Here is a 6,656-nt window from a genome sequence, read left to right on the forward strand (position 1 = left end):
AACTGCTTGACGCGACAAACTTATTTTACAAGCCGGCACAATGTATCCTCTTGTGCCGGCCTCATCTGTCTTTTTGCAGCTTCCGCGTTGCAAGAAGGTTGGGGTATGACTTAAATTTTTTCCTCTGGGGGAGGGGAATCACTTGCGGAAAACAGTGATAGTCAGCACCGCCAGAACGCCCTTTGGCAGATTCGGCGGAGCGTTGTCTGCGCTTCCCGCCGTGGATCTGGGGGCAGTCGCAATTCGCGGTGCGATGGAGCGGGCGAATGTCACCGCTGAACAGGTGGAGGAAGTTCTAATGGGAATGGTGCTGCAAGGCGGTGCCGGGCAGATCCCGTCCCGACAAGCGGCGATCAAGGCGGGACTTCCCTGGACCACTCCAACCGAGACCATCAACAAAGTTTGTGCCTCCGGAATGAGGGCGGTCACATTGGGCGACCAGATCATCCGGACAGGAGACGCCGACTTGGTGGTAGCAGGGGGAATGGAGTCGATGTCCAACTCGCCCTTCGCCCTTCCGAATGGCCGATGGGGCATGCGGATGGGGGATTCGGCCGTCATTGACCTGATGACTTATGACGGATTGCGCTGCGCTTTCCATGATGTTCCCATGGCGGTTCACGGTTCGGTGGTTGCTGCCGAGTACGGAATTGGCAGGGAAGAGCAGGATGCCTGGGCCCTTCGCTCCCATCAACGGGCGATTGCAGCCATCGACTCCGGCCGCATGGCGGATGAGATTGTTCCGGTGCAAGTGCCGGGCCGCAAAGGAGAAGTCTCGATTGTGGACACAGACGAAGCTCCCCGGCGGGACACATCTCTTGAGAAGCTGGCAGCACTGCCGCCTGTGTTTAAGAAGGATGGAACCATCACCGCCGGCAATGCACCGGGTGTCAATGATGGAGCCGCCGCACTGGTGCTGATGTCAGAAGAACGGGCCAAGGCGGAAGGCAAACAGCCTCTGGCTGCAATCCTTGGGCACGCGGAGGTGGGGGCGGAAGCACCCTATATTGCAACGACGCCAGGGCTCGCCATACAGAAACTGTTGGCAAAAACGGGGTATCAGCTGGCGGACATTGAGTTGTTCGAAGTGAACGAGGCGTTTGCCGCAGTCACTCTTACGTCCGGGAAAATCGTCGGATGGAAAGAGGAAAAGGTCAACGTCAACGGAGGCGCCATCGCGCTGGGGCATCCAATCGGGGCCAGCGGTGCGCGCATAGTTGGCTCACTGATTCACGAACTGCGCCGCCGGGGCGGCGGACTTGGCATTGCGGCCATCTGTTCCGGTGCCGCCCAAGGCGACGCCATCCTGCTGCGAGTGGAATAATGGAGGAGGAGGATTATGACAATTCAGAAACTGATGGTGGTGGGTGCCGGCCAGATGGGAAGCGGCATCGCGCAGGTTGCGGCGCAAGCCGGTCTGCAGGTGATTTTGAACGATCTGAAGGATGAGTTTGTCCAGCGGGGACTTGGCGTGATCACAAAAAACCTGACCCGCGACGTGGAAAAGGGCCGCAAGTCGGAAGCGGAGAAGCAGGCGATTCTGGCCCGGATCCAACCGTCCACAAGCCTCGAGGACGCCAGGGATGCGCAATTGGTGATCGAAGCGGCTGTCGAGAACATGGAGATCAAGTGTGAGGTGTTCCGCAAGCTGGATGCCATTGCGCCTGCAGGCGCCATCCTTGCGACCAACACTTCCTCCCTCCCGATTACCGAGATAGCGGCTGTCACGAAACGTCCGGAACTGGTAATCGGCATGCACTTTATGAATCCGGTGCCCGTCATGAAGCTGGTGGAAGTGATTCGGGGTCTGGCGACCAGCAACGAAACGTATCAGACCATTGAAGACCTGTCGAAGAAGATGGGCAAGGTGCCGGTGGAAGTCAACGACTTCCCGGGATTCGTCTCCAACCGCATCCTGCTGCCAATGATTAATGAAGCCATTTACTGCGTATACGAAGGGGTTGCCGCTCCGGAAGCGATCGATGAAGTGATGAAGCTTGGCATGAACCACCCGATGGGGCCCTTGACTTTGGCCGATTTTATCGGATTGGATACTTGTCTGGCCATCATGGAAGTACTGCATGAAGGGTTGGGCGATTCCAAGTACCGTCCGTGCCCGCTGCTGCGAAAGTATGTAAAGGCGGGTTGGCTGGGACGCAAAACAGGACGCGGATTCTACGTTTATGAAGGGTAGGGATTCGGATGAACTTTGAAAACCTGATCTATTCCGTGGAAGAAGGCATTGCCACCATTACGCTGAACCGGCCGAAAGCGCTGAATGCACTGAATTCCGCACTGCTGACGGAACTTTCAACGCTCATAGACTCCATTGCCAATGATTCTTCGGTGCAGGCGGCAATCATTACCGGCGCAGGCGAGAAGGCTTTTGTGGCGGGAGCGGACATTTCGGAAATGCATGGAAAGTCACCGCTGGAAGCACGAGGATTCTCCCAATTTGGGAATGCGATCTTCCGAAAAATCGAACAGCTGCCCCAACCGGTCATTGCGGCGGTCAACGGGTTCGCCCTGGGTGGCGGTTGCGAGCTGGCAATGGCTTGTGATATCCGGGTTGCCAGCACCAATGCAAAATTCGGCCAGCCGGAAGTCAACCTTGGAATCGTGGCCGGGTTTGGAGGTACGCAGCGTCTGCCACGCCTTGTCGGACCTGGTATCGCGAAGGAATTGCTGATGACAGGCGACATGATTACGGCGGACCGGGCTGCTCAGATTGGGCTTGTAAACCATGTTGTTGCACCTGAAGAACTGCTTGGCAAAGCGAAGGAAATCGCGGCAAAGATGCTGTCGAAAGCACCGTTTGCCGTTCAATTCAGCAAGAAGCTGGTCAACGAAGGCTTTAACATGGATCTGGATCGTGCTCTGGCCATGGAATCGGAAGTCTTCGGCACCTTGTTCGGCACAGAAGACCGCCTGGAAGGCATGACGGCATTTCTTGAGAAGCGTTCGGCCAACTTCAAGGCAAAGTAATCGGATACCCGGGGGGCGGTCCGGGCATCCGTACCAAGGGCAACACACAGAGAAGCAAGGGTGAACAATGGGAGAACCGGAGCGACCAGAGTGAACGGACATTTATCAATGAATGCTGATCGAGCGTTCGGTCGGAGAGTTTTCTGCTCGGTCAACCAATCGTCCCGTGGGATTATGGCCGAAAGCAAGGTATCTGAATCAGTCACGGGATTAGTAGGGGGAGACAAAGGTGGATTTTCTTCTGACGCAGGAACAGCTGGAAATACGCAATATGGTGCGTCAATTCGCCCAGAAAGAGATCATTCCCCAGGCTTCCAAAATTGACGAGGAGGACCGTTTCCCTCGCGAGTTGGTCAGGAAAATGGGGGAACTCGGATTGATGGGCATTCCGATACCGGAAGAATGGGGCGGTGTCGGATCGGATTTTATCTCGTACATGTTGGCTATTGAAGAAATCTCCTATGCAAGCGCCGCCCTTGGCGTTATTCTCGCGGTTCACACATCAGTGGGCACCATGCCCATCCTGAAGTTCGGGAACGGGGAACAGAAGAACCGTTATTTGGAAAAATTGGCCACCGGTCAAATGTTGGGAGCTTTTGCATTAACGGAACCGGGTGCCGGATCGGATGCTTCCCGCATAACCACCAGGGCGGTCAAACAGGGAGATTCCTATGTCCTGAACGGATCGAAGATCTTCATCACCAACGGCGGTGAGGCGGATCTTTACATCACCTTTGCCGTAACAGATTCAGGCAAGGGACCCAACGGAATTTCCGCCTTTATTGTGGAAAAGGATACCCCGGGGTTTACCGTCGGGAAGAAAGAGAAAAAGATGGGCCTGAATGGTTCATCCACCACCGCGCTTGTGTTTGAAGACGCCAAAATACCCGCATCCCAGCTTCTGGGTGAAGAGGGGGAAGGGTTCCAGATTGCCATGAGCAACCTGGACGGCGGCCGGATCGGAATTGCCGCCCAGGCTTTGGGGATAGCCCGGGCCGCTTTTGACACGACTCTTGCTTATGTGAAACAGCGGGAACAGTTTGGCCAACCGATTGCCGATTTCCAGGGGGTCCGGTTCATGTTGGCCGATATGGCCACTAAAATGGAAGCGGCGAGGCTTCTTGTATATCGGGCAGCCCAATTGAGGCAGCAGGGCTTGCCCTGCTCAAAAGAGGCTTCCATGGCGAAATATTACGCTGCCGATACAGCCATGTCCGTCACGACGGATGCAGTGCAGTTGCATGGCGGATACGGATATATGAAGGAATATCCCGTGGAACGGTTTATGCGGGATGCAAAAGTAACGCAGATTTACGAAGGCACCAACCAGATCCAACGGATAGTGGTAGCCAAGAATCTTCTGAAAGACTGAGGAGTGATACCATGAACTTTCAATTAACCCCCGAGCATCAAGAGATTCGCAAGCTGGTTCGCGAATTTGCGCTGAAAGATGTGGCTCCCACTGCGGCACAGCGAGACGAGGAAGAAGTGTTTGACCGGAAGTTGTTTGACAAGATGGCCCAAATCGGATTGACCGGGATTCCATGGCCGGAAGAATACGGCGGTGCGGGGCTGGATTTTGTCTCCTATGTGATTGCCATTGAGGAACTGTCACGGATAGATTCCTCCATCGGCGTTACTCTTTCCGCCCATATTTCCCTTGCCAGCTGGCCGCTCTACAAGTTTGGAACGGAAGAGCAGAAGCAAAAATACCTCCGTCCCCTTGCGGAAGGCAGCAAAATGGGGGCCTATTGTTTGACGGAGCCAGGCTCCGGTTCGGATGCGGGCGGAATGAGGACAACCGCCGTCCTGTCCGAGGATGGAAGCCATTATGTCCTGAACGGTTCCAAGATCTTTATTACCAACGGCGGCGAAGCAGACGTGTATATCGTGTTTGCGGCAACCGATCGTGCTCTGAAGACGCGTGGCATTACCGCATTTATTGTAGAGAAGGATTTCCCCGGATTCTCCGTTGGCAAGAAGGAGAAGAAAATGGGGATCAAGTCCAGCCCCACCACCGAAGTGATTTTTGACAACTGCAAGGTTCCTGTCGGGAACCGCTTGGGAGACGAAGGATTCGGGTTCAAAATCGCGATGATGACGCTGGATGGCGGCCGGAACGGGATTGCGGCGCAGGCAGTGGGAATCGCACAGGGTGCCTTTGACCTGGCATTGGACTATGCGAAGCAGCGGGAACAGTTTGGCCAATCCATTGCTTCCTTCCAGGGCATGCAGTTCAAGTTGGCCGATATGGCGACCAAGATTGAAGCGGCGCGATTGCTGACCTACCAGGCTGCATGGCTGGAAGGGCAAGGTCTGCCATACGGCAAAGCGTCAGCCATGGCCAAACTGTATGCCGGTGACATCGCCATGGAAGTGACCACAGAAGCGGTTCAGGTATTTGGCGGTTATGGATATACCCGCGAATACCCGGTGGAGCGGTTCATGCGTGATGCGAAAATTACCCAGATTTACGAAGGCACTCAAGAAATTCAACGTGTCGTGATTGCCAGCCATCTTTTAAAATAAGCCGTAAAGTTTGTTGTTGAAATATAACAGCGTTCGATACAATAGAGGGGAGTCCGTTTTGGGCTCCTGTTATTTCTATTAGACACTGACAAGGTGAGACGATATGGAACTGGCGGAAAGGATTGTCAAGGGCGACCGGCGAGCGGTGGCAAGGGCCATTACATTAATTGAAAACGACAGTCCGGAGAAACATGCGCTGTTGAAAGCCCTGCATGCACATACCGGAAAAGCCTATCTGGTGGGGATCACCGGTTCTCCGGGAGCAGGCAAGAGTACGCTTACCGCCCAGCTGATTTTTTTACTGCGTAAACTTGGCTTGAACGTGGGCGTAATTGCGGTTGACCCGACTTCCCCTTTCACCGGAGGGGCGATTCTTGGAGACCGGGTGCGTATGAACGACCACGCATTGGATCCCGGTGTCTTTATCCGCTCGATGGGGACAAGAGGAAGTTTGGGGGGGCTTGCCAGGACGACGAAAGAAGCCGTCCGGGTCCTGGACGCATATGGTGCGGACGTCATCCTGATTGAGACGGTCGGAGTCGGGCAGTCGGAACTGGATATCATGAATGTGGCGGACACGACTGTTGTGGTCATGAATCCGACGGCGGGGGACCACATTCAAACCATGAAGGCCGGTATCATGGAAATTGCAGATGTGTTTGACATCAACAAGGCGGATCTTCCCGGCGCGGACAAAACGGAAAGGGAAATCAACAACATGCTGGACTTGCTGCATGATCTCGAGTGGCGTCCCCCTGTGGTGCGAACCACTTCGCGCAACCCGAAAAGCTTCCAGTCACTATGGGAGGCCTGCAGCAGCCACCGAAGCCATTTGCTAAAAAGCGGCCGGTGGGAAACAAAACGAAAGAAACGGCGGCAGGACGAAATACTGGGTATCATCGAAGACCGGATCCACAGGAGCATCCGCCAATGGATGGTGCAAAACCATTCCTGGCAGCAAATCCTGTCAGAAGTGGATGCGGGCAAGCTGGATCCCTATCAAGTTGCGGATCAGGTTCTTGAATGGTATAATACGACAGTCAGTCACCCAAAGTAGTTTCATTTATACGTTGCATATACATAGGTTGAGTCGGTTTGAAAGGAGTGTAATGGGATGTCGGAAACAGCACGCGCATTGAAAG

6 protein-coding genes are annotated in these 6,656 nt (G+C 54.6%); all 6 read left to right on the forward strand.

The window, feature by feature from the left end; translation table 11 throughout:
* Positions 1-142: 142 nt before the first annotated feature.
* Positions 143-1,324 (forward strand): acetyl-CoA C-acetyltransferase, encoded by a 1,182-nt coding sequence (locus EFBL_RS06105; RefSeq protein ID WP_096181251.1) that lies wholly within the window; start codon positions 143-145, stop codon positions 1,322-1,324.
* 15 nt (positions 1,325-1,339) lie between these two features.
* Complete coding sequence (locus EFBL_RS06110) at positions 1,340-2,194, forward strand: 3-hydroxybutyryl-CoA dehydrogenase (protein WP_096181252.1); 855 nt, start codon at positions 1,340-1,342, stop codon at positions 2,192-2,194.
* A gap of 8 nt (positions 2,195-2,202) precedes the next feature.
* A complete protein-coding gene (locus EFBL_RS06115) occupies positions 2,203-2,985 on the forward strand; it encodes an enoyl-CoA hydratase-related protein (RefSeq protein ID WP_096181253.1) in 783 nt (260 codons plus the stop codon).
* Between the two features lie 229 nt (positions 2,986-3,214).
* Positions 3,215-4,357 (forward strand): acyl-CoA dehydrogenase, encoded by a 1,143-nt coding sequence (locus EFBL_RS06120; protein WP_096181254.1) that lies wholly within the window; start codon positions 3,215-3,217, stop codon positions 4,355-4,357.
* An 11-nt stretch (positions 4,358-4,368) separates the two neighbouring features.
* Complete coding sequence (locus EFBL_RS06125) at positions 4,369-5,514, forward strand: acyl-CoA dehydrogenase (RefSeq protein ID WP_096181255.1); 1,146 nt, start codon at positions 4,369-4,371, stop codon at positions 5,512-5,514.
* A 103-nt stretch (positions 5,515-5,617) separates the two neighbouring features.
* Entirely contained in the window at positions 5,618-6,571 is a 954-nt protein-coding gene (gene meaB, locus EFBL_RS06130; RefSeq protein ID WP_096181256.1) for a methylmalonyl Co-A mutase-associated GTPase MeaB, read from the forward strand.
* The last annotated feature ends 85 nt before the right edge of the window (positions 6,572-6,656 follow it).

The organism is Effusibacillus lacus, assembly GCF_002335525.1.
Taxonomy (GTDB): Bacteria; Bacillota; Bacilli; order Tumebacillales; family Effusibacillaceae; genus Effusibacillus; species Effusibacillus lacus.